Consider the following 23887-nt stretch of genomic DNA (forward strand, 5'->3'; position numbering starts at 1 on the left):
GCGCGGAGACCGGTGCGGCACGCCCGGCCGCCGGTACGGCCTCCCGGGCACGGCCTCCCGGGCGGGAGCTGCGGTGCCCCCCGTCCGCTTGTGCGGCGGGCCCAGCCAGTGGGAGGCGGCGCGCGCCGGTGACGCAGGGCACTCTGCTTGCGGTGCAGGAATCGAACGGTCCGGCGCTGCCGCCCCCTGGTCCGAGGTCGGCGGACCTGCGACTTGTGCCCGGCGCGGCGCAGTGCGACGCTTCGGTCCGCCGGTCGCGACCACGGCCGGCGGTGGCTGTGAGCACCGGTTTTACCGGGAGAGGCGGACGGATCTCCCGGGGCCGGCCGGAGACGGAAACGGGGAGTGGCGCGATGGAGCTGGAGCTGCGGCACCTGCGGGTGCTGTGTGCGATCGCCGACGCGGGCAGTGTGGGGCGCGCCGCGGCACAGCTCGGCTACTCGCAGCCCGCCGTGAGCACCCAGCTGCGCCGCATCGAGCGCCACTTCGGCGAGCCGCTGTTCGAGCGCGGCACGAGCGGAGTGCGGCCCACCCGCTACGGCGTCGAGGTCGTCGCCCAGGCCCGCGACGTGCTGACCCGCGCCGACGCCATCGGCCACCGCCCGGCGGCCGCGCCGGCCCGCCGTACGCTGCGCGTGGCGGCGACCAACTCGCCCATGCTGTCGGGCACGGTCTCTCGTGTCCGCACCAGGCTGCCGGAGGTGTCCCTCGCCGTCACCAGCGTCTACGCGTCCTCGCGGATCGTGGAACTGCTGGAGGAGGGCGCGGTGGACGCGGCCATCGCCGCCGACTACCCGGGCATGGAGCTGCGCCACACGAGCGCGGTGCGGCACCGCGGGATCGTCACCGAGCCGACGTTCGTGGCCCTGCCCTCCCGGCACCGGCTGCGCCAGTGCGCCCAGGTCCAGCTCGCCGACCTGGCCGACGACGCGTGGTTCGTGACACCGGACGACGGCGCCGGCTGGCCCGGGGTGTTCTACGACGCCTGTGCGGCGGCCGGGTTCACCCCGGTCACCGTGCACGAGTTCCTCGGCGACCAGACCCAGCTGCAGAGCATGATCGCCGATGGCCTCGGGGTCTCGCTCGTGCAGCCGACGCTGCGGCCGATCCCGCATGTGGTGGTCAAGCCGTTGGCCGGTTCCCCCCTGTGGTGCCGCTATGTGCTGGCCTGGCGGCCCGACACCGTCACCGGCGAGGTCGTGGAGGCACTGTCCCAGTCCGCCATGGCCGCCTACCACGATCTCGTCGCCCAGGCCCCCCATCTGCGGGCGTGGGCGTCGCGCACCTGGAGCGCCGCAGGAGCCTAGGCCCTGTGGCAGTGTCAAACGCACACCGTGATGTTATGTGCGAACAGTGTCATGTGCTATGTCACACGGCATTGTTGGGGCAGGCGGCCCACTGAGACAGTGCCTCACACGCCTCAACACCCCACCGAGGCGCATCCCTTCGTGGAGGAATCCAGATGCGCTATCGCTTTGCGCTGCCCAGACGCATGGCCGGCGCCGCCGCCGTCTGTGTGACCGTGGCCGGCCTGCTGGCCACCCCGGCGCTGGCGGCACCCCAGCCGCACACCGGCCCCGCGGCCGCGCCCCAGGCACACCCGGCGACCCCGTCGCCCACCGGCGCGACCACCGTCGCCGGCGAACGGGCCACCAGTCGGCCACGGCGGCTCAGTCCAGCCCAACTCCCGCCCCACGCACCGATGTTCACCCGCAGCATGGAAGTCGCCCGGCACGGTGGGACCAAGGCCGCCTCCTGCACCCCGGCCGACTTCGGCAGCCGTACCGGCGGCGCCCTGGTCTCCTTCGTGAAGGCCTCGTCCACGGACTGCGTCAACACCCTCTTCGCAGTCACCGGAAAGGACGCGCACGACGTCTTCCAGCAGTCGCAGATGCTCACCGTCGCGAACGCCTACATGCGCGCGGCCGGGCAGTACCGGGGCGACAACACCGGCAGCATCGCGCAACTGGTCCTCTTCCTGCGGGCTGGTTACTACGTGCAGTTCAACCACTCCGGCGACGTGGGGTCGTACACCTCCCGCCTCACCACGGCCGTCACGGCGGGTCTGGACGCCTTCTTCGCCCGCGCCCACTCGGGCGATGTGACGGCGGTGAACGGCGACGTCCTCGGCGAGACCGTCATCCTCACCGACAGCGCCGACCAGCAGGGCCGTTATCTGTCCGTCTACCGGCGGCTGCTGAACGACTACGACAGCTCCTACGACTCCATCCCCAGCATGATCAGCGCCGTGAACGACGTCTACACGCCCCTGTGGCGCGGCAACTGGAACCCGGACTACGTGAAGGCGGTCGAGGCCGACCCGGGCATCATCGACACCCTGTACGACTTCGCACTCGCCAACACCGACCAGCTGGGCACCGACCTGGCCTTCCTGGACTCGAACGCCGGAATGAACGTGGCGCGTTACGTCGAGCACCCCGAACTGCAGGACGTCGTCCGGCCCTTGACCAAGGACCTGCTGGACGAGACCGCGATGACCGGTCCGACGGCCGGGCTCTGGGTCGCCGTGGCCACCCAGGCGAACGCCTACGACAGCACCAACTGCGCCTACTACGACGTCTGCGACCTGCCCGGCAAGCTCACCCGGGCCGTCCTGCCCGTCACCCACCGGTGTGATGCGAACGTCACGGTGCTCGCCCAGTCGCTCACCGCCGCCGACCTCGACGCCGCCTGCGCGAGTGTGCTGAAGCAGAGCGACTACTTCCGCGGGTTGGTCAAGGCCGACGGGGCGATACCCGGCCAGTACGTGTCCACCATCCAGCTCGTGGTCTTCGCCAGTCGCGCCGACTACCAGACCTACGCCGGCCCGATCTACGGCATCGACACCGACAACGGCGGCATGACCCTGGACGGCAACCCGTCCGACCCGGCCAACCACGTCACGTCGATCATGTACCAGAAGCCCTCCGACGACGGTTTCCCGGCCCGGATCTGGAACCTCAACCACGAGTACACGCACTTCCTCGACGGCCGTGACGACATGAAGGGCGACTTCGCCCAGGAGACCACCGTGCCGGACGTGTGGTGGATCGAGGGCGTGGCGGAGTACGTGTCGTACAGCTACCGCGGCATCGCCGACGACCAGGCGATTCAGGAGGCGGCCAAGCACACGTACAAGCTGAGCACCCTGTTCGAGAACACCTACGGCAACAGCGACGTGATCCGCACCTATCCGTGGGGGTACCTCGCCGTGCGCTACATGACCGAGCAGCACCCCGACGACGTCCAGCGCATGCTGGCCCGCTTCCGCGCTGGTGACTGGGCCGGCGGATACGCCGTCTATCACGACGGCATCGGCACCCGCTACGACGCCGACTTCGACCAGTGGCTCACCGCGTGTGCCGCGGGCGCCTGCGCCAAGCCCGCCAAGGCCTGACTGCACGCGCCCCAGCAGGACGGCCGCCGACCGGAAAACCCAGGTCGGCGGCCGTATGCGTGGTGACGAGGGGTGATCAGACCGCCGTCGCCGGGTAGGTCGGGTACTCCACGCCCGAGACGTGCTGGACGACCCGGACCACCTGGCAGGAGTAGCCGAACTCGTTGTCGTACCAGAGGTAGAGGATCGCGTTGTCGCCGTCGACCTTGAGGGCGCCGGCGTCCACGATCGAGGCGTGGCGCGAGCCGATGAAGTCGCTGGAGACCGCGTCGGGCGCCGTGATGAAGTCGATCTGGCGCTTGAGCGGCGAGGTCAGCGACACCTCGCGCAGGTAGTCGTGGACCTCCTCGCGGGTGGTCTCGCGGGCCAGCTGGAGGTTGAGGATGGCGATCGAGACGTCCGGCACGGGGACGCGGATCGAGCTGCCGCTGATCTTCGCCTTGAGGTCCGGCAGGGCCTTGGCGACGGCGGAGGCGGCACCGGTCTCGGTGATCACCATGTTGAGCGGCGCGGAGCGGCCACGGCGCTCGGACTTGTGGTAGTTGTCCAGCAGGTTCTGGTCGTTGGTGAACGAGTGGACGGTCTCCACGTGGCCGCGCAGCACGCCGTACTCGTCGTCCATCGCCTTCAGCGGCGGGACGATCGCGTTGGTGGTGCAGGAGGCGCAGGACAGGATCTGCTCGTCCGGCTTGATGGTGTCGTGGTTGACGCCGTGCACGATGTTCGGGACGTCGCCCTTGCCCGGCGCGGTCAGCACGACCTTCTCGATGCCGGGGCGCAGGTGCTTGGACAGGCCCTCGCGGTCGCGCCACTTGCCGGTGTTGTCGATGAGGATGGCGTCCCGGATGCCGTACTCGGTGTAGTCCACGTGCGACGGGTCGTCGGCGTAGATCACCTTGATGGCGTTGCCGTTGGCGACGATCGTGCTGGTGTCCTCGTCCACGGTGATCGTGCCCTGGAACTGGCCGTGGATGGAGTCGCGGCGCAGCAGCGAGGCGCGCTTGACGATGTCCTGCGCGCCACCGCCGCGCACCACGATGGCGCGCAGCCTGAGGCCGTTGCCGGAGCCGGACTTCTCGATCAGCAGACGGGCGACGAGCCGGCCGATGCGGCCGAAGCCGTACAGGACGACGTCGCGGGGCTCACGGCGCTCGATCTTGTTGGCGCCGGTGGCACCGGCGACGGCCTCGGCGGTGAACTCCGCCACGCTCAGCCCGCGGTCGTCGGCCTTGTAGGTGGTGGCCAGCATGCCGAGGTCGATCTGGGAGGGTCCGAGGTCGAGGGCGGCCAAGGCCTGGAGGAACGGCATGGTCTCGGTGACCGACAGCTCCGCGCCGTCGATCTGCCGGGCGAAGCGGTGCGTCTTGAGGATGCTGACCACCGACTTGTTCACCAAGGAGCGGCTGTGCAGCAGGACGGTGACGTCCCGCTCGCGGTGCAGCTTCCCGATGAGCGGGATCATCGACTCCGCGATCTCCTCGCGGATCTTCCAGTTGGTGAACGAGTCGTCGTTGACAGTCACGGATCCATCTTTCGAGCTAGGCAGCGCTCATATGGTAACCACACCCCTCAAGTGCTCCTGCCGGGGGTGGCGGAGTAAGGGATGTGCGCCCATTCCTTGACCGATTCCTGAATCAGGGTGGAAGTCCGTAAGAAACCCGGGTCGTGGATTGCCCGTCTTACCTGGCGTGCCCAAGGTCAAGAGAGTGAGCACCTCATCAGTTCCGCGGCCCGAGGCGGCCGCCCCGTTCCGGCCCCTGCGGCCCCCGACCCTGCCCCGGATCGCCCGGCGCGGTATCCCCGAGGGGGCGGTCGCGGCCCTCGCCCTGTTCGCGGCCGTCCGGCTCGCCGGGGTCCTCGTGGTGATCCTGACCAACGCCCTCAGGGGCCATCCGCTGGTCAAGAGCTTCGCCCACTCCTGGGACTCCCGGTGGTACCTGCACATCGCCGCACAGGGCTACGGCCACAAGATCTGGATCACCCCGCAGGGCGCCGTCCAGAGCGACTGGGCGTTCTTTCCGCTGTACCCCGGACTGATCAGGGCGCTGACCACGGTCCTGCCGTTCACCCCCGGCCAGGCCGCGCTGCTCATCTCCTGGATCGCCGCGGGCGTCGCGGCGTACGGCGTGTACGCCATTGGCCACCACCTCTACGGCCGCGGGGTCGCCACCGCGCTGGTCGCCCTGTGGGCCGCCATGCCACACTCCGTCGAGCTGACCATCGCCTACACCGAGTCGCTGTTCGCGGCCCTCGCCGTCTGGTCCCTGTACTGCGTGCTCAAGGGCCGCTGGCTGTGGGCCGGTGGACTGGCCGCGCTGGCGGGCCTGTCCCGGCCGAGCGGTTTCGCGGTCGCGGGTGCCGTCTGCCTCGCCGCCGCCTACGAGGTGCTGCGGCAGCGCGGCCGCGTTCCGGCGAGCCTGTGGGCCGCTGCCGTGATAGCCCCGCTGGGCTGGCTCGGCTATGTGCTCTGGGTGGGCAGCCAGACGGGAGACCTGCTCGGCGGCTACTTCAAGGTGCAGAGCGCCTGGGACTCCCGCTTCGACTTCGGTCTCGGCTCGGCACGCTTCACGAAGGCCCTGCTGCTGCACGGGGGCGGTGCCGTCTATCCGGCGGCCCTGGTGATCGTCGCGGTCGGCGTGCTGCTGTTCGCGCTGCTGTGCCTGGAACGCGCCCCTCTCGTCCTGGTGGTCTTCGCCGGCGTTCTGGTCCTGCTCGTGGTCGGCGGCTCCGGCTCCTTCTCCTCCAAGCCGCGCTTCCTGCTGCCCGCCTTCCCGCTGCTCATCCCCATGGCCCGCGCGCTGACCAGGACCTGGCGGGTCCGGCCGGCCCACGCCGTGGTCGTCTACGGCGGCCTCGCGGTCTTTTCCCTGCTGTTCGGCGCCTTCGTGACGGTGGTGGCCCGCTCGCCGCTGTGAGCGGGCACCGGGCACGGCCATCCGGCACCGGGCCCGGCACAGCGCCTGAGCCGCCCGGTCCGCTCGGGCGCCGTGCGAAGGGCGCGAATCGGGGTAGGCGGGGGACGCCCGAGGAAAGGACCGTCATGACGACCTATGTGATCAGCGTCCCCGGCACCTTCACCGCGGACATCGGGACGGACACCCGGACCCGCCTGGCCAGGGCCCTCGGCCCCGCCGATCCGCACGGCACGCGGATGGGCAGCGCCGAGGGCCTGGACGTCCTCAGCGTCAACGAGGACAACACCTTCACCCTCCGGCTGACCGTCGAGTCGGACACCGGCCCGCACGCCGAGCAGGAGGCCCGCCGGCTCGCGGGCTCCGCCCTGCGGGACGCGGGACTGGACGAGCGGAGCGCACCTCTGGGGCCGGCCGTGGTCACCGGGATCGACTCCCAGGTGCGCTGACCGGGCGCCGTACCACGGCCGCTCGTGGGGCGGGATCACTAGATATAGGTAAAATCTAGGCGTTTGCCGAAAACGCCGGCGGATGGTCATCGACGGCCACCGCCCCGCCGGAAGTGATCGATGCCCCGCAAGCGCTCCACGGACGAAGGCGATGAGCTGCTGGCCAGACTCGGCTCGCTCACCGCCCAGGCACGGGAGCGCGCGGTGCTGCAGCGCACCCAGGTCGAGCTGGCCATCGCCCTGCAGCGCGGCATGCTGCCCCGTGACCTGCCCGCCGCGCCGGGCCTGCACCTCGCCGTCCGCTACACGCCCGCCAACCTCGGCCTGAACGTGGGCGGCGACTGGTACGACGCGTTCGCCCTGCCCGACGGGCGGATCGGGCTGGCCATCGGCGACGTCCAGGGGCACAACATCGAGGCCGCTGCGTTCATGGGCCAGGTGCGGGCCGGGCTGCGCGCCCTGGCCTCCGTGACCGGTGAACCGGGCGAACTCCTAGCCCGCACCAACGACCTGCTGCTGTCGCTGGGCAGCGACTTGTTCGCCACCTGCACGTTCATGCGCCTCGACCCGGCCACCGGCGTGCTGGAGAGCGCGCGGGCCGGCCACATCCCGTTCGTGTGGGCCACGGCGGACGGCAAGTCCGGCGTGGCCGCCGACGAGGGCGGGCCGCCGCTCGGCATCGACAAGGGCATGGAGTTCCCGCTGACCAGGCACCGGCTCACCACCGGCGGCCTGTTCGTGCTGCTCACCGACGGGGTGGTGGAGGGCCCCTCACTGAACATCGAGGACGGCCTCGAGCAGGTCGTCCGCCTCGCCGGCATCGCCGCCGTCGCCGGGCTGGAGGCCCACGCCCTGGCCGCCGCTGTGATCAAGGGCGCCGGGAGCGTCGGCCACGAGGACGACGCGGCCGTGCTCGTCGTGGGCCTGGACGGCCCGGGAAGCCACCCGTGACCGGCGACGTGGATCCCGCACCGGCCGGCCCGGCCGGCCACGGGATACCCTCCCGTGATTCAGCCATAGGGCCGGACCGCCCCGGCTCCCGCCTCGCCGACCTGCGGCCATCGGTGTGAGATGGCTGCTGTGGTGGGTATCGACGAACTGCGCCGGCCGGGCGGCTACGCCGTCGAGGTACTGGCCGTCGCGGCCTGCTACTACGCCGCGGCCCGGCTGGGACTCCTGCGCGAACTCTTCGTCGAGGGCGCCGTCGTCACCCCCATCTGGCCGCCGACCGGCGTCGCCGTGGCCGCCCTGCTGATCCTCGGCCTGCGCTGCTGGCCCGGCATCACGATCGGCGCCCTGTTCGCCGTGATGTCCCTGACCACGCCCCGCATGGAGGTGCTCGGCACACTCGCCGGGCAGACCGCCGCACCCGTGTGCGCGGTGCTCCTGCTGCACCGGGCCCACTTCCACACCGATCTCGGCCGGCTGAAGGACGGCGTCGCCCTGGTGTTCCTGGGCGCGCTGACCGCCATGCTGATCAGCGCGAGCGTCGGCGTCGGCCTGCTCGTCCTCACGGACAAACTGGACGTGGACAGCTTCTGGCCCGTCTGGCTGGCCTGGTGGGTGGGCGACGCCATGGGCGTACTGCTCGTCACCCCGCTGCTGCTGTTGCTGCACGGCGCGCGCTGGCCGCCGCCCCTGGGCCGCTGGAAGGAGGCGACCGCGCTGGCCGTCGTGACCTGCGCGGTCGTGCCCGTGGCCGTCTACAGCTCGATCAGCGTGCTCTACCTCGTCTATCCACTCCTCATCTGGGCCGCCCTGCGGTTCCAGCTCGTGGGCAGCGTGCTGTGCGCGCTGCTGATGTCCGTGCTGGCGACGGTCGCGGCGACGGACCGGGCCGGGGCCTTCGCAGGACTGAGCCGGATCGAGATCATGGCGAAGCTCCAGGCGTTCAACGGCACGCTGGCCCTGACCGCGCTCCTGCTGTCGGCCCTGATCACCGAGCAGCGCAACACCCGCAGCTCGGTGGAGAAGGCCTGCCAGGAACTGGCCGAGGTCCTGCAACACCTCACCGCCGGGGAGGCCCCACCGCCCCGGACACAGCAGGGCCCAGGGGGAGACGACGACTGCGACGACCGGCCCCGGCCGACCGCACCCCCGTGACGCCGGGCCCCCGAGTACCGGGGGCGGTGCCGCCGCCAACACCCTCCCGGCGTGTCGAACCGCTGCTCCGGGGCACTGGGGGACGATGGGCGGAGCCCGGACGGGCCCGGGCCGGACCGGAGGGACAGGCGCGGCATGGAGCGGCGGACGGCGAGCGCGGCGGGCGCGGCGGAGCAGCGGCCCGGGGCGGCCCGGCCCCGCTCCGGCCGTGCGGAACGGCGCGACGGCACGGCCACACGGCCCGCTGACGACGCCGTACGGCCGTCCGACCACGCCGTACGGCCGCCGGACGGCACCGACGCCCGCCGCCGCATCCCGCGCACCGACCACCTGCTCAGCGACCCCCGGCTGGCGGCGGCGGTGGACCGGCTCGGTGCCGGTGTGGTGAAGGCCGCCGTGCGCGCGGCGCAGGAACGGGCCCGGCAGGGTGGCATCCCGCCCGAGCAGGTGAGCGAGACGGCCCTGGCCCTGCTGCCCGGTACCGCGAGCGGACTGCGCCCGGTGATCAACGCCACCGGGGTACTGCTGCACACCAACCTCGGCCGGGCCCCGCTGTCGGCAGCCGCCCGGCAGGCCGTCCAGGAGGCCGCCGGACCCACGGACGTGGAACTGGACCTGACCACCGGGGTACGCGCCCGCCGCGGCCGCTCTGCCCTCGGCGCCCTGCACGCGCGCGTGCCGTCCGCCGGGGCCGCGCACGTCGTCAACAACGGCGCCGCCGCGCTCGTGCTCGCCGCCACCGCCCTGGCGGCCGGCCGGGAGATCGTCGTCAGCCGAGGCGAGATGGTGGAGATCGGCGACGGATTCCGGCTGCCCGACCTGCTGGTCTCGACCGGCGCCCGGCTCCGCGAGGTCGGCACCACCAACCGCACGACCGCGGCCGACTACGCCGCGGCGATCGGCCCCGACACCGGGTTCGTGCTCAAGGTGCATCCGTCCAACTTCCGTATCACCGGCTTCACCCGCTCCGCCGGGACCGCGGAACTCGCCGGTCTCGGCGTCCCGGTCGTCGTCGACATCGGCTCCGGACTGCTCGCCCCGCATCCGGCGCTGCCCGAGGAACCCGACGCCGGCACCGAACTGCGCGTGGGCGCCGCCCTCGTCACCGCGAGCGGCGACAAGCTCCTCGGCGGCCCCCAGTGCGGACTGCTGCTGGGCGCGCAGGACCTGGTCCGCGCCCTCGCCCGACACCCGCTGGCCCGTGCCCTGCGTGTCGACAAACTGACCCTGGCCGCCCTGGAGGCCACCCTCACCGGCCCGCCCACCCCGACCGCTCTCGCCCTCGGCGCCGTTCCGGCCGGCCTGCGCGCCCGTGCCGACCGGCTCGCAGGCGCACTCGCCGCCGACGGCATCGACGCACGCGCCGTCGACTCCTCGGCCACCGTCGGCGGCGGGGGCGCTCCCGGAGTCACCCTGCCCAGCGCGGCGCTCTCGCTGCCCGAGCCGTACGCCGCCGCGCTGCGCACCGGCCCGGTCCCCGTCGTCGGCCGGCTGGAGGCGGGCCGCTGCCTGCTGGATCTGCGCGCGGTGCCCGAACAGGACGACGAACGGCTGGCCGACGCCGTGCGGTGCGCCAGGCCGGCCGGGGAGAGGCGGACCTGATGCGGGTGCTCGCCACCGCCGGCCATGTCGACCACGGCAAGTCCGCCCTGGTCCGGGCCCTCACCGGCATGGAGCCCGACCGCCTCGAGGAGGAGCGGCGCCGGGGGCTCACCCTGGACCTGGGTTTCGTCTGGACGCGGCTCGGTCCGCGCGGGGACCACCTCGCCTTCGTCGACGTGCCGGGGCACGAGCGCTTCGTGCCGACCATGCTGGCAGGGGTCGGACCGGTGCCCGCCGTGCTGTTCGTGGTCGCCGCCGACCAGGGCTGGCAGCCCCAGTCCGAGGAGCACCTGGCCGTCCTCGACGCGCTCCGCGTCCGGCACGCCGTCCTCGCGGTCACCCGGAGCGACCTCGCCGACCCCGAAGCCGTACGCATCGAGGCCGTCGAGCGGCTGGCCCAAAGCAGTCTCGGCAAGGTGCCCGCGGTCGCCGTGAGCGCGGTCACCGGAGCGGGACTCGACGCGCTGCGCGGCGAACTGGTGCGACTGGCCGACGGGTTGACCGACCCCGACCCCGGTGCCGACGTCCGCCTCTGGCTCGATCGGTCCTTCACCCTGCGCGGACACGGCACCGTGGTGACCGGCACCCTCGGCGCGGGCACGGTGCGCGTCGGCGACCGGCTGGTCACCGGGGACGGCGCGGCCGTGCTCCGGGTGCGCGGGCTGCAGACCCTGCACGAGGAGCGGACGTCGGTCAGCGGGGTGGCCCGGGCGGCGGTCAACGTGCACGGCCGGGGCGCCGACGCACTGCGCCGCGGCCAGGTGCTGCTGACCCCGGACCGCTGGCTGAGCAGTGAAGTGATCGACGTGCGGGTCACCGGGGAGCCGGTGGCCGACCTGCCCCGCTCCGTCACCCTGCACATCGGCACCGCCGCCGTACCGGTCACCGTCCGCCCGCTCGGCCGGGACACCGCACGGCTCACCCTCGCCCGGGGCCTGCCCCTGCGGGTCGGCGACCGCGCGGTGCTGCGCGAACCCGGCGGCAGCAGGATGCCCTGCGGGGCCACCGTCCTCGACGTACGACCGCCCCGGCTGACCCGGCGCGGTGCCGGTCGGGCGCGGGCGGCCGAGCTCGTTGGCCTGACCGGCCGTCCCGACGCCGCCGCCGAACTGCGCCGCCGCGGGCTGATCCGGTGCGCCGACCTGCGGGCGATGGGCGTACCGCCGCCTCCCGCACCCGAGGCCGGAGGCTCGGCGGGCGCTCCCCGGACGTGTGTGTCCCCAGGCCCCGTCGCCGGGGACTGGCTGGTCGACCCGGCGTACTGGAACACCCTGGGGGACCGGCTGGCCGCCGAGGTCGGCCGGCATGCCCGCGCACACCCGCTGGAACCCGGTCTGCCCACCGAGGCGGCCCGCCGTCTGCTCGGCCTGCCCGACCGCGCCCTGGTTGACGCGCTCGCCGAGGCGACGCCCCGACTCCACGCCCGCCAGGGCCGGTTGTACCCCGCCGACAGCCTCCGCCCCACCCTGCCCCCGCCCGTCCGCGCCGCCGTGGACGCCGTGCGCGAGGACCTCGCCCGTGCGCCGTTCCGTGCTCCCGAGGCCGGCCGGCTCGCCGAACTCGGCCTGGACCGCAAGGAGTTGGCTGCCGCCGTCACGGCCGGTGCACTGCTGCGGATCGCCGACGGAATCGTCCTGCTGCCGGGCGCCGACGCCGAGGCCGCCGTCGTGCTGCGCACCCTGCCGCAGCCGTTCACGCTTCAACAGGCCCGGCGGGCGCTGGACACCACCCGCCGGGTGGCCGTACCGCTGCTGGAGTTCCTGGACGCCCGCGGCCACACCGAGCGCGTCGACGGCCAGCGCCGACGCTGCCGTACGCACGCGGTGGACGGAGGCGGACGGGAATCGAACCCGCCGGCCCGAGATCCTCGGGCCCCTCGGTTTTGAAGACCGGGAGGGCCACCAGGCACCCACACGCCTCCACCGCTCGTCAGGCTACTGCCCCAGGAGACCCCCGCCATGACATCGACATCCCCACCGGTCCGCCGGGCGCCCGTGCGGCTCACCCAGTACGCGCACGGCGGCGGCTGCGCCTGCAAGATCCCGCCCGGAGAGCTGGAGGACGTGGTGGCCGCTCTGGCCGCGCCCCGGCTCGCCGGGGGCGACACGCCGCTGCTCGTCGGGCTCGCCACCGGTGACGACGCCGCCGTGGTCACCCACCGGGGAACGGCGCTCCTGTGCACGGCCGACTTCTTCACACCGGTCGTGGACGACCCCTACGACTGGGGGCGCATCGCCGCCGCCAACGCCCTGTCCGACGTCTACGCGATGGGCGGCCGGCCGGTGCTCGCCGTGAACCTGTTGGCCTGGCCGCGCGACCGGCTCCCCTTCGACCTGGCCCGCGAGGTGCTGCGCGGCGGACTGGACGTCGCCACCGAGGCCGGCTGCCATGTCGGCGGCGGGCACAGCGTCGACGACCCGGAACCGAAGTACGGCATGGCCGTCACCGGCCTCGCCGACCCCGAGCGGCTGCTGCGCAACGACGCCGGTCGGCCGGGGCTGCCGCTGTCGCTGACCAAGCCGCTCGGCGTGGGTGTGCTGAACAACCGGCACAAGGTCACCGGCGAGCGGTTCGAGCAGGCCGTCGCCACCATGACCGCGCTCAACCGGGACGTCGCCGAGGCCGCCCTCGCGGCCGGGGCCACCTGTGCCACCGATGTCACCGGGTTCGGTCTCCTCGGCCATCTGCACAAGTTGGCACGGGCCTCCGGCGTGACCGCCGTGGTCGACACCGCGGCCGTCCCGTATCTGGACGGGGCGAGGGAGGCGGTACGGGACGGGTACGTCAGCGGCGGCACCCGGCGCAACCTCGCATGGGTCGCCCCGCACACCGACTTCGGGGACACGGACGCCGACACCCGGCTGCTGCTGGCCGACGCCCAGACCTCCGGCGGACTGCTGGTCGCCGGTGAGGTGCCCGGGGCGCCGGTGGTGGGCGAGCTGGTGCCGCGCGGGACCCACTCCCTCGTGCTCAGGTGACTCAGGGCTCCGTTCCCGTGTGCTCGTCGATGCCGGCCCGCGCCCGGTAGGCCCGCACCAGCTCCACCGACGCCGGACCCCGGGGCCTGCGGCCCGGGCGGATGTCCACGGCGAACGCCTTCGACTCCTGGATGTGGACGTTCGGGTCCAGCGACAGGTGCAGCAGCTCGTTGGCCGCGTCCCCGGTGCTGTAGCCGTTGGGACCCCAGTGGTACGGCAGCCCCACCTGGAGCAGCCTGCGCCCGTGCACCGTCAGCGGTGCCATGCGGTCGGTCACCAGCACCCGCGCCTCGATCACCGCGCGGGCGCTGACGATCGTCGCCCACCCCGTGTGTTCCAGGCCGCGCTCGGCGGCGAGCTCGGGGGAGACCTCGCAGAAGAACTCCGGTTGCAGCTCGGCCAGATACGGCTGCCAGCGGGACATGCCGCCCGCCGTGTGGTGCTCGGTGAGCCGGTAGGTGGTGGCCACGTACGGGAACACCTCGGAGCCCGGTTCGTCGCCGCTCGGCTGGTAGCGGTTGTCGGGCAGCGTCGGCATCAAATGCCGTACCGGATTGCGCTGTTGGTCGTAGAGCAGGTTGACGAACGGCGAGTCCTGCGGCTCGTAGTGGGCCGGCAGCGGGCCGTCGGTGAGTCCGGACGGCACATACAGCCAGGCCTTGCCGTCGGCCTGCATGATGAACGGGTCCGCGCCGGACAGCGCCTGCGGGCCGGTCGCGTCCTCGGGTGGCCGGTGACCGGGCGACGTGTCCTTCTTGAAGTCGGGCACGTCGTGCCCGGACCACTCGCCCCGCTCCGGGTCCCACCACACCAGCGCCTTGCGCTCGCTCCAGGGCCTGCCCTGCGGGTCGGCGGAGGCGCGGTTGTAGAGGATGCGCCGGTTGGCGGGCCAGGCCCACGCCCATTCGGCGGCCACCCAGTCCTGCTCCCGGCCGGGCCTGCGGCGGGCGGCCTGGTTGACGCCGCCGGCGTACACACCGCAGTAGATCCAGCAGCCGCAGGACGTCGAGCCGTCCGGCTTCAGCTCCTCGTAGGAGGACAGCGGACTCCCCTCGGCGTCACGGCCGTTGATCTCGGCGAGGACGGCCTCCGCGTCCGGCTCGGCGTGCCGGCCCTTCGTCGGGTAGTCCCAGGCGAGGTCGAGCAGCGGCCGGTCCATCTCGTCGGTGGACCCGGCGAGCTTCTCCCGGACGATCCGCCCCAGGTGGTACGTGAACCACAGGTCGCTGCGCGACTCGCCGGGCGGCTCGACCGCCTGGTGGTGCCACTGCAGCAGCCGCTGGGTGTTGGTGAAGCTGCCGTCCTTCTCGGTGTGCGCGGCGGCCGGCAGGAAGAACACCTCGGTGCGGATGTCCTCGGTGCGCAGCTCACCGGTCTCGATCTCGGGCCCGTCCTGCCACCACGTCGCCGACTCGATCAGCGAGAAGTCCCGGACGACCAGCCAGTCCAGGTTCGCCATGCCGAGTCGCATCACCTTGGAGTCGGCGTTGCCGACCGCCGGGTTCTCGCCGTACAGGAAGTAGCCCTTGCAGGTGCCCTCCAGCTGGGCCATGGCCGTCTCGTACGCCGAGTGGCTGCCGGTCAGCCGGGGCAGGTAGTCGAAGCAGAAGTCGTTGTCGTCGCTCGCGGCGTCACCCCAGTACGCCTTGAGCAGGCTCACCAGGTACGAGCGCATGTTGCCCCAGTAGCCCTTGTGGGCCGCCTCCGCCCGCACGAAGGCGTCGAGGTCCTGGTTCTGGTGGGCGTGCGGCATCGGGATGTAGCCCGGCAGCAGGTTGAACAGGGTCGGGATGTCCGTGGAGCCCTGGATCGAGGCGTGCCCGCGCAGCGCGAGGATCCCGCCGCCCGGCCGGCCGATGTTGCCGAGCAGGGTCTGCAGGACACAGGCCGCCCGGATGTACTGCACGCCGACCGTGTGCTGGGTCCAGCCGACCGCGTAGGCGAAGGCGGTGGTCCGCTCGCGGCCGGAGTTCTCCGTCACCAGCTCGCACACCCGCCGGAACAGGTCCCGCGGCACCCCGCAGACCTCCTCGACCATCTCCGGTGTGTAGCGGGCGTAGTGCCGCTTGAGCACCTGGAAGACACAGCGCGGATGGGTCAGCGTCTCGTCGCGCTCCGGCTCCCCCTCGGGGATCACGGCGCCGCCCGACCCGTGCGCCTCGCCGCGTGCCGCCTCGGTCACCGAACTGCCGCCGCGGGTGCGCTCCTCGTACTCCTGGTCACGCTCCCCGGAGGCCGCCTGGATCTCGGTGCCCTCGTACTGCCAGCTGGTGTTGTCGTAGAAACCGTTCTGGCCGTCCAGGCCGGAGAACACACCCGCCAGGTCCTCGGTGTCGCGGAAGTCCTCCCGGAGGATCACCGGGGCGTTGCTGTACGCCACGATGTAGTCGCGGAAGTACTTCCCGTGCTCCAGCACGTAGTTGATGATCCCGCCGAGGAAGGCGATGTCCGTGCCCGCGCGCAGCGGTACGTGCACGTCGGCCAGCGCGCTGGTGCGGGTGAACCGCGGGTCGACGTGGATCACCTTCGCGCCCCGCGCCCTGGCCTCCACCACCCACTGGAACCCGACCGGATGGCACTCGGCCATGTTCGAGCCCTCGATGACGATGCAGTCCGCGTTCTGCAGGTCCTGCTGGAAGGTGGTCGCGCCGCCGCGTCCGAACGAGGTTCCCAGACCGGGAACGGTGGAGGAGTGTCAAACACGCGCCTGGTTCTCGATCTGGATCGCCCCGAGCGCCGTGAAAAACTTCTTGATGAGGTAGTTCTCCTCGTTGTCGAGCGTGGCCCCGCCGAGACTCGCGATGCCCAGGGTGCGCCGGGTGCGGGTCTCGTCGACCTCCCACTGCCAGCCCGCCCGGCGCGCCTCGATCACCCGGTCGGCGATCATGTCCATCGCCGTGTCCAGGTCCAGGCGCTCCCACTCGGTGCCGTACGGGCGCCGGTGAAGGACCTGGTGCTCGCGGGCGTCCCCGGTGGTCAGCTGCAGGCTCGCCGCGCCCTTGGGACACAGCCGGCCGCGCGAGATCGGGGAGTCGGGGTCGCCCTCGATCTGGGTGACCTTCCCGTCCTGGACGTACACGTTCTGGCCGCAGCCCACCGCGCAGTACGGGCACACGGACTTCACCACGCGGTCGGCCGTGGCCACCCGGGGCCGAAGCCGCTTGCTGGGCCCGCTCTTCGCCGCGGCGCCCCGTCCCAGCGCATCGGTGCCCGTCAACTGCCGGTAGACCGGCCAGGAGTCGATCCAGGTGCGTACGCCCACAGCCACTCCTCCCGCTCGGTACGTCGACTTTCCCGCATGCGCGCGGCCACGGCATCTCTCGCCCTGGTGCGCGGCGGAGTACCCCGGCTGGGCCCGGCCAAACGGGCGTCTCGGCCGTCTCCGGGCCTGGGCCCCGGTCAGGTCTGCCGGGCGTGCATGGGGCTGTTGGCGACCTCGTCCGGGCATGTCCGGTGCGCTCGACGCATACGCCGGTCGCGCCGCCAGTCGGACGCCGCGAGCGTGAGGGAGGCCAGCATGCCGACGAGTGCGGCGCCCAGCGCGGTGACGAGGGCACTGCGGTAGTCGTGACTCCTGCCGAGCACCAGGTAGAAGAAGCCGGGCAGGGCGGCGGTACCGACCGCGGCACCGAGCCGCTGACCGGTCTGCAGCGCCCCGCCCGCCGCGCCGGCCATCCGCACGGGCACGTCCCGCAGCGTCAGGGTGATGTTCGGGGAGACCACACAGCCGCTGCCGAGACCGCCGAGGAAAAGCACCGGTGCGGCGTACCACGGCGCGGCACCGAGCGGCGCGAAGCGGAGCAGCAGCGCGGTGCCGCCCAGGCCGACGATCACGCTCGTCAGGCCGCACACGGTGAGCAGGCGTCCGAAGCGGTCGACCAGCCGGCCGGAGACCACGGCGGCGCCGGCCGAACCCAGGGCGAAGGGGGTCACGGCGAGGCCGGACCGGAGCGGGGAGAAGCCCAGACCGTGCTGGTAGAAGAGCGCGAAGACCAGCCACACGCCGCTGAACCCGATGAAGTACAGCGTGCCCACCCCGGCGCCGACGGCGTAGCCGCGCACGGTGCTGAACAGGCGCGGGTCGAGCAGCGGCTGGGCACCGCGCGCGACGAGGCGGCGCTGGTGCTGGACGAAGACGGCGAGGACCGCCGCGCCGACCACGAACAGCCACCACACGCGTCCGATGCCGCCGGAGTCCGCCTGGACCAGCGGGTACATCAGCGCGAGCACGCCGAGGCCGAGCAGCATCACGCCGGTCAGGTCCACGCGTCCGCGGCCGGAGCAGCGGGTGCGGGGCAGCAGGCGGCGGCCGAGCAGGACGGCGAGGATGCCGATGGGGACATTGACGTAGAAGATCCAGCGCCAGCCCTGGGCGCCGGAGGCCAGCGCGAGGATGGCGCCGCCGGTGAGGGGTCCGGTGGCGGCCGATATGCCGACGGTGGCGCCGAAGAAGCCGAAGGCGCGGCCGCGTTCGGCCCCGCGGAACATCTGCTGGATGAGCGCGGAGTTCTGCGGGGCCATGAAACCCGCCGCCAGTCCCTGGGCGAGCCGGGCCACCACCAGCAGCGTGATGTCGGGAGCCGCTCCGCAGGCCGCGCTGAAGACCACGAAGCCGCTGAGGGCCAGCAGGAAGATGCGGCGCCGGTCCAGCGCGTCGCCGAGGCGGCCGGCAGTGACGAGCGCCAGGGCGAAGGTGAGGGCGTATCCGGACACCACCCACTGCACCTGCGCGGGGGAGGCGTGCAGATCGCGCTGGATCGTGGGCAGCGCGACCGCCACGATCGTCACGTCGAGCAGGCTCATGAAGCCGGCCACCAAAGTGACCCACAGGGCCCGCCACCGCTGCGGATCCGGCTCGAATCCGGTCTCCTCGGCACTCGGCTGCCGGCCGTCCGCCGCTGACGCCGACGCTGTCACAGGGCCTCCTCTCGCCCGGCCCGTACCCGGATCACCCGCGCCGCCCCGGGCCACCCGGGCTGTCGTGACTCAGCTGCCGCGCCCGGCCAGGCGTTCCCGCTGCGGTACGATCGTGTACTTCGGGTCCTCCGCGGAGGCCACCCCGGCGTGGAACACCCCGAAGCGCAGCGCCGCCGAGCCGGTGAGCAGCGCGGCCCCGGCCGCCACAGCCAGGCGCCGGTCCCGCCCGCAGAAGGGGGCGAGGGCCGCACCGCCCGCCGTCAGCGCCTGCGCCGCACGCAGCAACAGGTGCGCCCTGCCCTGTGCGAAGGGTTCCGCGGTCAGGCCCATGCGCCGCTTCATCGCGCGGAACGCGCCCAGTTCCAGGGCCGCCCCGGCCGCTGCCAGCCGGCGGGCCGGCCCCGCCTGGGCAGTGGGGGCAGCGGCCAGGGCCAGGCCGGAGGCCGCGGTGGCGGCGGAGCCCGCGAAGACGAACGGCAGCTCCCGGTACCCCTCGTGCCAGGACGGCACCGCCGTGTCCGCCAGCAGCACCGCCGTGTACGTGGCCACGGCCGGGCCGAGGGCGGCGGAAGCCGCCGTGGCGGCCGAGCCCAGCAGCCGGTACCGGCCCGCCACCTCCGTCGCCGCGGCGATCAGCGCCAGCGGCGCGTACCCCGCCAGCAGCCACGAGCCCACGCTCATGGGGGACGTGGGCTTCAGGACGCGCAGCATGTTCAGGAACCGGGCCGGCCTGCCCAGGTCGTGCACGAGCGCGGCCAGCGACAGGGAGACGGCCCCGGCCGCCCCGAGCTTCGCGGGAGCCGCGAGCCCCGGTCGCCCGGTGACCTGGCCCCCGGCCGCGAGCAGCGAGGACGCCCCGGCCAGACCGCCGAGACACAGGTACCCGGCGATGTCCAGGGGCCGCCACGTCGGCTTGTTCAGCACGGGTTTGCCGTAGTACGACGAGAACGCGGCGTCCGGAACCACCGGCTGCTCGCCCCGGCGGCGCCGATGCCGGCGGCGTCCCGTGCCGCTGCCCGGCGCCTCCCCACCGGGCTGCACGTCGTGCCGGGTGACGTCCGACTCGCTCATCGCGGCCTCCTCGCGAAGCTGCCCAGGGCCAGGACCACCAGCGAACCGGCGGCCAGCGCCGCGTGCTTCCACATGTCGGGCAGGTCCCGGGTGGTGACCACGGGGTCGGGTGGGAGGCCGTAGACCTCCGGCTCGTCCAGCAGCAGGAAGAACGCGCCGTCGCCGCCGACCCCGTCGTCCGGGCTCTCGCCGTACAGCCGCGCGTCGGTCACCCCGGCCGCGTGCAGCTGCGCCACCCTGGCCCGTGCCCGCTCGCGCAATGTCTCCAGCGGGCCGAACTGGATGGATTCCGTGGGGCAGGACTTGGCGCAGGCGGGCTCCATGCCGACGCCGAGCCGGTCGTAGCAGAGCGTGCACTTCCACACCCGGCCGTCGTCCTTGCGCTGGTCGATGACGCCGTAGGGGCAGGCGGGCACGCAGTAGCCGCAGCCGTTGCAGACATCCTCCTGGACGACGACCGTGCCGAACTCGGTGCGGAACAGCGCTCCGGTGGGACACACGTCCAGACAGGCGGCGTGCGTGCAGTGCTTGCACACGTCGGAGGCCATCAGCCAGCGCAGCTCGGTACGGCCGTCCGGGGCGAGCGGGGAGATCTGCCCGGCGGGCGCGTCCTCGGGAGCCTGCCCGGGCGGGGGAGTGGCGGCACCCGGGCCGGGGGAGGAGGCATCGGCACCGAGCCGGGCCGCGGCGGCGAACACGTCGACGTCGTCGTGCGCGACCCCGGGGTCCTGCCCGCCGAAGGGCGCCCGTTGCTCGATGAAGGCCACATGCCGCCAGGTGTCGGCGCCCAGGCCCTGGGTGTTGTCGTACGACATGCCGGTCCAGACCAGACCGTCCTCCGGGATGGCGTTCCACTCCTTGCACGCCACTTCGCAGGCCTTGCATCCGATGCACACCGAGGTGTCGGTGAAGAAGCCCATCCGGGGCGGGGCGTCCGACCAGCCGGAGGCCGCGGCCACGTCCGGCTGCGGGCCGTACAGCAGATGGCCGCGGACGCGGTCCTCGTCGCCGTCGCTCATCGCCGTACCTCCTCGCTCATGACTGCCCGCGCTCCTCGGCTGGGAAGAAGAACGTCAGCCGGACACCCGTCAGCACCGGCACGAGCACGCTGGGCAGCGCCAACCCGCGCAGCAGGAAAGGCCAGTGGTCCGGGAACGCCTTGCGCGGGAACTCCTTGCCGGCCGAGGAGGCCGGCAGCCTCCGGTCCAGCGGGGACACCAGGCGCTCACCGCGCCCCTCGCCCCGGGCCGGCCTCCACTCCGCCGACCTCCACTCCTCGGACACCGCCACCGCGTGCTCGCCTTCCGCCCGTGCTGCGTCCCTCGGTGCTCTCTACCGAGCCTGGCACGGGTGCCCCGGCTCCGCGCGCCCGAAACGACGGCCTGGCCCTCGCTGAGCTGCCCACGGTGGGGGACGGGTGTGCCAGTGCAAGGAGGCGGGGGTGGAGGCCGACCCGGACCGGGCCTGTGCTGGGGGGCGAGCCCGTGGCGCTCACTCCCGCTCGGCGGTGAGCGGCACCGTGGCGGTGACCCGTTTACCGTGGGGCAGCCAGGTCACCTCGAGGGCGCGGGAGAGCATCGCGACGAGGTGCAGCCCGTGGCCGCCGACGCGGCGCGGATCGGGAGGGCGCCGCTGCGGCGCGCCGGTGGAGGTGTCCGACACCGTGATGCGCAGGGCGCCGGCCTCGGGCAGCAGCTCCAGGCTCAGGGTGCACGGGCCGGGGGCGTGTCGGGCCACGTTGGTGACGAGTTCGCTGACCACCAGCCGGGCGTCCTGCACCGCGCGTGGTGGGGGCGCCGGCCGGACCCGGGCGAGCAGGGCGGCCACCGTGTCTCTGGCATCGGCGATCCCGGCCGCGGCGTCGTCCCAGGCGCGGCTGCAGCGCAGGGGCGCCGGGCGGGCCTGCGTTCTGGTGTGCGTCCCGAACGAGATGTCCATGCGTCGTTGCCCTCTTCCTGCGGCGCCGGGGTCTTTCCTGCGCATACCGGATCGTCCCGTCGCTGCTCGGATACCCGCTGGACCCTCGATCAAGGGGACTTGCACCGCGAATCCTCCGGTTGCCCACGAGCCCCAGGTCACCGGCCGCGGACCGGGTGAGCGCCCTTGGCCTGCTCCTTCTGGGTCCCCGGACATTCCGCCCGTCGGCGGTCTGATTGCTTACTCTTGGTTGAACAGTCCAGACTGATAAACCTATCATTAGTAACCATGGACACGGTTGCACTCGCCGCCGCACTGCGGCTGGCCATGGGCCGGATCGTCCGTCGGCTGCGTCAGGCGCACGCCGTCGGCGACGTGACGTTGTCCGGCGTCTCGGTGCTGGCCCGGCTGGCCCGCACCGGTCCGGACTCGCCCGGCTCGCTCGCCGAACTGGAACGCGTCCGGCCGCAGGCGATGGCCAGCACCCTCGGCGGGCTCGAACACCGCGGACTGGTGAGCCGTACCCCCGACACGGCCGACGGCCGCCGGGCCATCGTCTCCCTCACCGAGGAGGGACGGGCCGTGCTGGAGCAGCGCCGCTCCGAGTCCGTGGCCCGCCTCGCCCACGCCCTGGACGAGTTCACCCCGCAGGAACGGCAGGCCCTGCACGACGTGCTGCCCCTGCTCGACCGGCTGGCGGAACGGCTGTGACCGGCCCTGCGCCCGCCGCGGGCATACGCGGCCGCCGCCTCGCCCGCTCGGCCCGCCTCCGGGACACGCCCCCGGGCCCCGGCTACAAGTGGGTCGCCCTCTCCAACACCACCCTCGGTGTCCTGATCGCCACGATGGACGCCTCCATCGTGATCATCTCGCTGCCGGCCATCTTCCGCGGGATCGGCCTCGACCCGCTCGCGGCCGGCAACATCGGCTACCTGCTGTGGATGATCCTCGGCTATCTGCTGGTCTCGGCCGTGCTCGTGGTCGTGCTCGGCCGGCTCGGCGACATGTTCGGGCGCGTCCGCATCTACAACCTGGGCTTCCTGGTCTTCGCGTGCGCCTCCGTCGCCCTGTCCCTCGACCCCTTCCGGGCCGGCGCGGGCGCGCTGTGGCTGATCCTTTGGCGGATCGTGCAGGCCTTCGGCGGCTCCATGCTCACCGCCAACTCGGCCGCCATCCTCACCGACGCCTTCCCGGCCCGGCAGCGCGGCATGGCCCTCGGCATCAACCAGATCACCGCGCTCGCCGGGCAGTTCCTCGGCCTGCTCGCCGGCGGCCTGCTGGCCTCGGTCGACTGGCGGGCGGTGTTCTGGGTGAGTGTCCCGGTCAGCATCACGGGCACGATCTGGTCGTACCTGAGCCTGCGCGAGACCTCGGCCGGCAGCCGCGGCCGCATCGACTGGCTCGGCAACCTCACCTTCGCCTGCGGCGCGGGCATCCTGCTCGCGGGCATCACCTACGGCATCCAGCCCTACGGCGGCCACCCCACCGGCTGGAGCAACCCCTGGGTGCTCGCGGGCCTGTTCGGCGGGGTGTTCCTGCTGCTGGTGTTCTGCCGCGTCGAGAGCCGGGTCGCCGAGCCCATGTTCCGGCTGTCACTGTTCCGGGTGCGGGCGTTCGCCGCCGGCAACCTGGCCGCCCTGCTCACCGCGATCGCCCGCGGCGGACTGCAGTTCATGCTGATCATCTGGCTGCAGGGCATCTGGCTGCCGCTGCACGGCTACGACTTCGAGGACACCCCGCTGTGGGCCGGCATCTTCATGCTGCCGCTCACCCTGGGCTTCCTGGTCGCCGGGCCCGTCTCCGGCTATCTCTCCGACCGCTTCGGCGCCCGCCTCTTCTCCACCGCGGGACTGCTCGTCGTCGCGGCTTCCTTCCTCGGACTGCTGGCCCTGCCCGTGAACTTCGACTACGGGGTCTTCGCCGCGCTGCTGCTGCTCAACGGCCTGGGCCAGGGCATGTTCTCCTCGCCCAACACCTCCTCCATCATGGGCAGCGTGCCGGCCCGCTACCGGGGCGTGGCCTCCGGGATGCGCTCCACCTTCCAGAACTCCGGCACGGCCCTGTCCATCGGCGTCTTCTTCTCGCTCATGGTCTCCGGCCTCGCGAGCACCCTGCCGAAGACGCTCGGCAGCGGCCTCCAGGCGCACGGCGTGCCCGCCTCGACCGCCCACGAGGTGGCCTCGCTGCCGCCCGTCAGCACCTTGTTCGCCACGTTCCTCGGCAACAACCCCATCGGTCATCTGCTCGGTGCCGGCGGCACCCTCGACCATCTGACCGCCGCACAGCGGGCCACCCTGACGGGCCACACCTTCTTCCCCGAGTTGGTCTCCGGGCCCTTCCACCACGGACTGACCGTCGTCTTCGGCGTGGCCGCGGGCATGGCCCTGGTCTCCGCGCTCGCCTCCGCCCTGCGCGGCGGCCATGTGCGCGCCGACGACGACACCCGGCAGGCGGAGGCGGACCGGACGGCGAAGGCGCGGCCCACGCGCACCTCCCCGTAGCCACGCGTACCTCCCCGTAGTAGAAGGAGCGGCGGATACG

17 protein-coding genes, 1 tRNA gene and 1 pseudogene are annotated in these 23887 nt (G+C 72.8%); 11 read left to right on the forward strand and 8 right to left on the reverse strand.

From position 1 onward, the window contains the following. Positions 1–353: 353 nt before the first annotated feature. On the forward strand, positions 354–1307 hold the full coding sequence (locus tag ACWC2T_RS20890) for a LysR family transcriptional regulator (RefSeq protein WP_450671828.1): 954 nt from the start codon (positions 354–356) through the stop codon (positions 1305–1307). Between the two features lie 155 nt (positions 1308–1462). Next, positions 1463–3397, forward strand: a complete 1935-nt coding sequence (locus ACWC2T_RS20895) for a collagenase (protein ID WP_450671829.1) — start codon at positions 1463–1465, stop codon at positions 3395–3397. A gap of 76 nt (positions 3398–3473) precedes the next feature. Here ACWC2T_RS20895 and ACWC2T_RS20900 read toward each other — a convergent pair whose 3' ends face one another. Next, complete coding sequence (locus ACWC2T_RS20900; protein ID WP_450671830.1) at positions 3474–4919, reverse strand: glyceraldehyde-3-phosphate dehydrogenase; 1446 nt, start codon at positions 4917–4919, stop codon at positions 3474–3476. A 184-nt stretch (positions 4920–5103) separates the two neighbouring features. On the opposite strand from ACWC2T_RS20900, the gene ACWC2T_RS20905 reads away from it, so the two are divergent. From ACWC2T_RS20905 to ACWC2T_RS20930, 6 genes and pseudogenes are all read left to right on the forward strand, one after another. Next, positions 5104–6312 carry a hypothetical protein gene (locus ACWC2T_RS20905; protein ID WP_450671831.1) on the forward strand — a complete coding sequence of 403 codons (1209 nt, stop codon included), beginning with the start codon at positions 5104–5106 and terminating at the stop codon, positions 6310–6312. Between the two features lie 125 nt (positions 6313–6437). Beyond that, positions 6438–6758, forward strand: coding sequence for a hypothetical protein (locus ACWC2T_RS20910; protein ID WP_450671832.1), 321 nt, complete (start codon positions 6438–6440; stop codon positions 6756–6758). Between the two features lie 120 nt (positions 6759–6878). Next, the gene (locus ACWC2T_RS20915) at positions 6879–7709 is read left to right on the forward strand and encodes a PP2C family protein-serine/threonine phosphatase (protein ID WP_450671833.1); all 831 of its coding nucleotides are present in this window, start codon (positions 6879–6881) and stop codon (positions 7707–7709) included. Positions 7710–7838: 129 nt separating this feature from the next. Then, positions 7839–8861, forward strand: a complete 1023-nt coding sequence (locus tag ACWC2T_RS20920) for an MASE1 domain-containing protein (RefSeq protein ID WP_450671901.1) — start codon at positions 7839–7841, stop codon at positions 8859–8861. A gap of 135 nt (positions 8862–8996) precedes the next feature. Continuing rightward, positions 8997–10463, forward strand: coding sequence for an L-seryl-tRNA(Sec) selenium transferase (selA, locus tag ACWC2T_RS20925; RefSeq protein WP_450671834.1), 1467 nt, complete (start codon positions 8997–8999; stop codon positions 10461–10463). Next, positions 10463–12256, forward strand: a pseudogene (locus ACWC2T_RS20930) (SelB domain-containing protein); the annotation flags it as partial. The gene selA and the pseudogene ACWC2T_RS20930, both read left to right, overlap by 1 nt. Positions 12257–12287: 31 nt before the next feature. Here the strand turns inward: ACWC2T_RS20930 and ACWC2T_RS20935 are convergent. Beyond that, positions 12288–12384, reverse strand: a tRNA-Sec gene (locus ACWC2T_RS20935). 37 nt (positions 12385–12421) lie between these two features. Between ACWC2T_RS20935 and selD the strand changes: the two genes are divergently transcribed. Continuing rightward, complete coding sequence (gene selD, locus ACWC2T_RS20940; protein WP_450671835.1) at positions 12422–13441, forward strand: selenide, water dikinase SelD; 1020 nt, start codon at positions 12422–12424, stop codon at positions 13439–13441. Position 13442: 1 nt separating this feature from the next. On the opposite strand, the gene fdh is transcribed toward selD, so the two are convergent. The 6 genes from fdh to ACWC2T_RS20970 all read right to left on the reverse strand — a co-directional run bounded on the left by fdh (position 13443) and on the right by ACWC2T_RS20970 (position 21367). Then, a complete protein-coding gene (fdh, locus tag ACWC2T_RS20945) occupies positions 13443–16703 on the reverse strand; it encodes a formate dehydrogenase (protein WP_450671836.1) in 3261 nt (1086 codons plus the stop codon). Positions 16704–16840: 137 nt separating this feature from the next. Continuing rightward, the gene (locus ACWC2T_RS20950) at positions 16841–18358 is read right to left on the reverse strand and encodes an MFS transporter (RefSeq protein WP_450671837.1); all 1518 of its coding nucleotides are present in this window, start codon (positions 18356–18358) and stop codon (positions 16841–16843) included. A gap of 69 nt (positions 18359–18427) precedes the next feature. Further along, positions 18428–19429: an NrfD/PsrC family molybdoenzyme membrane anchor subunit gene (gene nrfD, locus ACWC2T_RS20955; RefSeq protein WP_450671838.1), complete on the reverse strand. Its 1002-nt coding sequence runs from the start codon at positions 19427–19429 to the stop codon at positions 18428–18430. After that, on the reverse strand, positions 19426–20448 hold the full coding sequence (locus ACWC2T_RS20960) for a 4Fe-4S dicluster domain-containing protein (RefSeq protein WP_450671839.1): 1023 nt from the start codon (positions 20446–20448) through the stop codon (positions 19426–19428). The genes nrfD and ACWC2T_RS20960 overlap by 4 nt, the downstream gene beginning before the upstream one ends. A gap of 16 nt (positions 20449–20464) precedes the next feature. Continuing rightward, positions 20465–20719 carry a hypothetical protein gene (locus tag ACWC2T_RS20965; protein ID WP_450671840.1) on the reverse strand — a complete coding sequence of 85 codons (255 nt, stop codon included), beginning with the start codon at positions 20717–20719 and terminating at the stop codon, positions 20465–20467. A gap of 201 nt (positions 20720–20920) precedes the next feature. Beyond that, positions 20921–21367, reverse strand: a complete 447-nt coding sequence (locus tag ACWC2T_RS20970; protein ID WP_450671841.1) for an ATP-binding protein — start codon at positions 21365–21367, stop codon at positions 20921–20923. Positions 21368–21634: 267 nt separating this feature from the next. Between ACWC2T_RS20970 and ACWC2T_RS20975 the strand changes: the two genes are divergently transcribed. Both ACWC2T_RS20975 and ACWC2T_RS20980 read left to right on the forward strand, forming a co-directional pair. Further along, a complete protein-coding gene (locus tag ACWC2T_RS20975) occupies positions 21635–22057 on the forward strand; it encodes a MarR family winged helix-turn-helix transcriptional regulator (RefSeq protein ID WP_450671842.1) in 423 nt (140 codons plus the stop codon). A 134-nt stretch (positions 22058–22191) separates the two neighbouring features. Further along, positions 22192–23847, forward strand: a complete 1656-nt coding sequence (locus tag ACWC2T_RS20980) for an MFS transporter (protein WP_450671902.1) — start codon at positions 22192–22194, stop codon at positions 23845–23847. Positions 23848–23887: the final 40 nt, after the last annotated feature.

It is taken from the genome of Streptomyces sp. NPDC001393 (genome assembly GCF_053597455.1).

What these genes read in the sequence shown, in the direction of transcription:
- ACWC2T_RS20890 (WP_450671828.1), top strand. Translation starts at nt 354, where the DNA reads ATGGAGCTGGAGCTGCGGCACCTGCGGGTGCTGTGTGCGATCGCCGAC.
- ACWC2T_RS20895 (WP_450671829.1), top strand. Translation starts at nt 1,463, where the DNA reads ATGCGCTATCGCTTTGCGCTGCCCAGACGCATGGCCGGCGCCGCCGCC.
- ACWC2T_RS20910 (WP_450671832.1), top strand. Translation starts at nt 6,438, where the DNA reads ATGACGACCTATGTGATCAGCGTCCCCGGCACCTTCACCGCGGACATC.
- ACWC2T_RS20915 (WP_450671833.1), top strand. Translation starts at nt 6,879, where the DNA reads ATGCCCCGCAAGCGCTCCACGGACGAAGGCGATGAGCTGCTGGCCAGA.
- selA (WP_450671834.1), top strand. Translation starts at nt 8,997, where the DNA reads ATGGAGCGGCGGACGGCGAGCGCGGCGGGCGCGGCGGAGCAGCGGCCC.
- selD (WP_450671835.1), top strand. Translation starts at nt 12,422, where the DNA reads ATGACATCGACATCCCCACCGGTCCGCCGGGCGCCCGTGCGGCTCACC.
- nrfD (WP_450671838.1), bottom strand. Translation starts at nt 19,429, where the DNA reads ATGAGCGAGTCGGACGTCACCCGGCACGACGTGCAGCCCGGTGGGGAG.
- ACWC2T_RS20960 (WP_450671839.1), bottom strand. Translation starts at nt 20,448, where the DNA reads ATGAGCGACGGCGACGAGGACCGCGTCCGCGGCCATCTGCTGTACGGC.
- ACWC2T_RS20970 (WP_450671841.1), bottom strand. Translation starts at nt 21,367, where the DNA reads ATGGACATCTCGTTCGGGACGCACACCAGAACGCAGGCCCGCCCGGCG.
- ACWC2T_RS20975 (WP_450671842.1), top strand. Translation starts at nt 21,635, where the DNA reads ATGGACACGGTTGCACTCGCCGCCGCACTGCGGCTGGCCATGGGCCGG.
- ACWC2T_RS20980 (WP_450671902.1), top strand. Translation starts at nt 22,192, where the DNA reads ATGGACGCCTCCATCGTGATCATCTCGCTGCCGGCCATCTTCCGCGGG.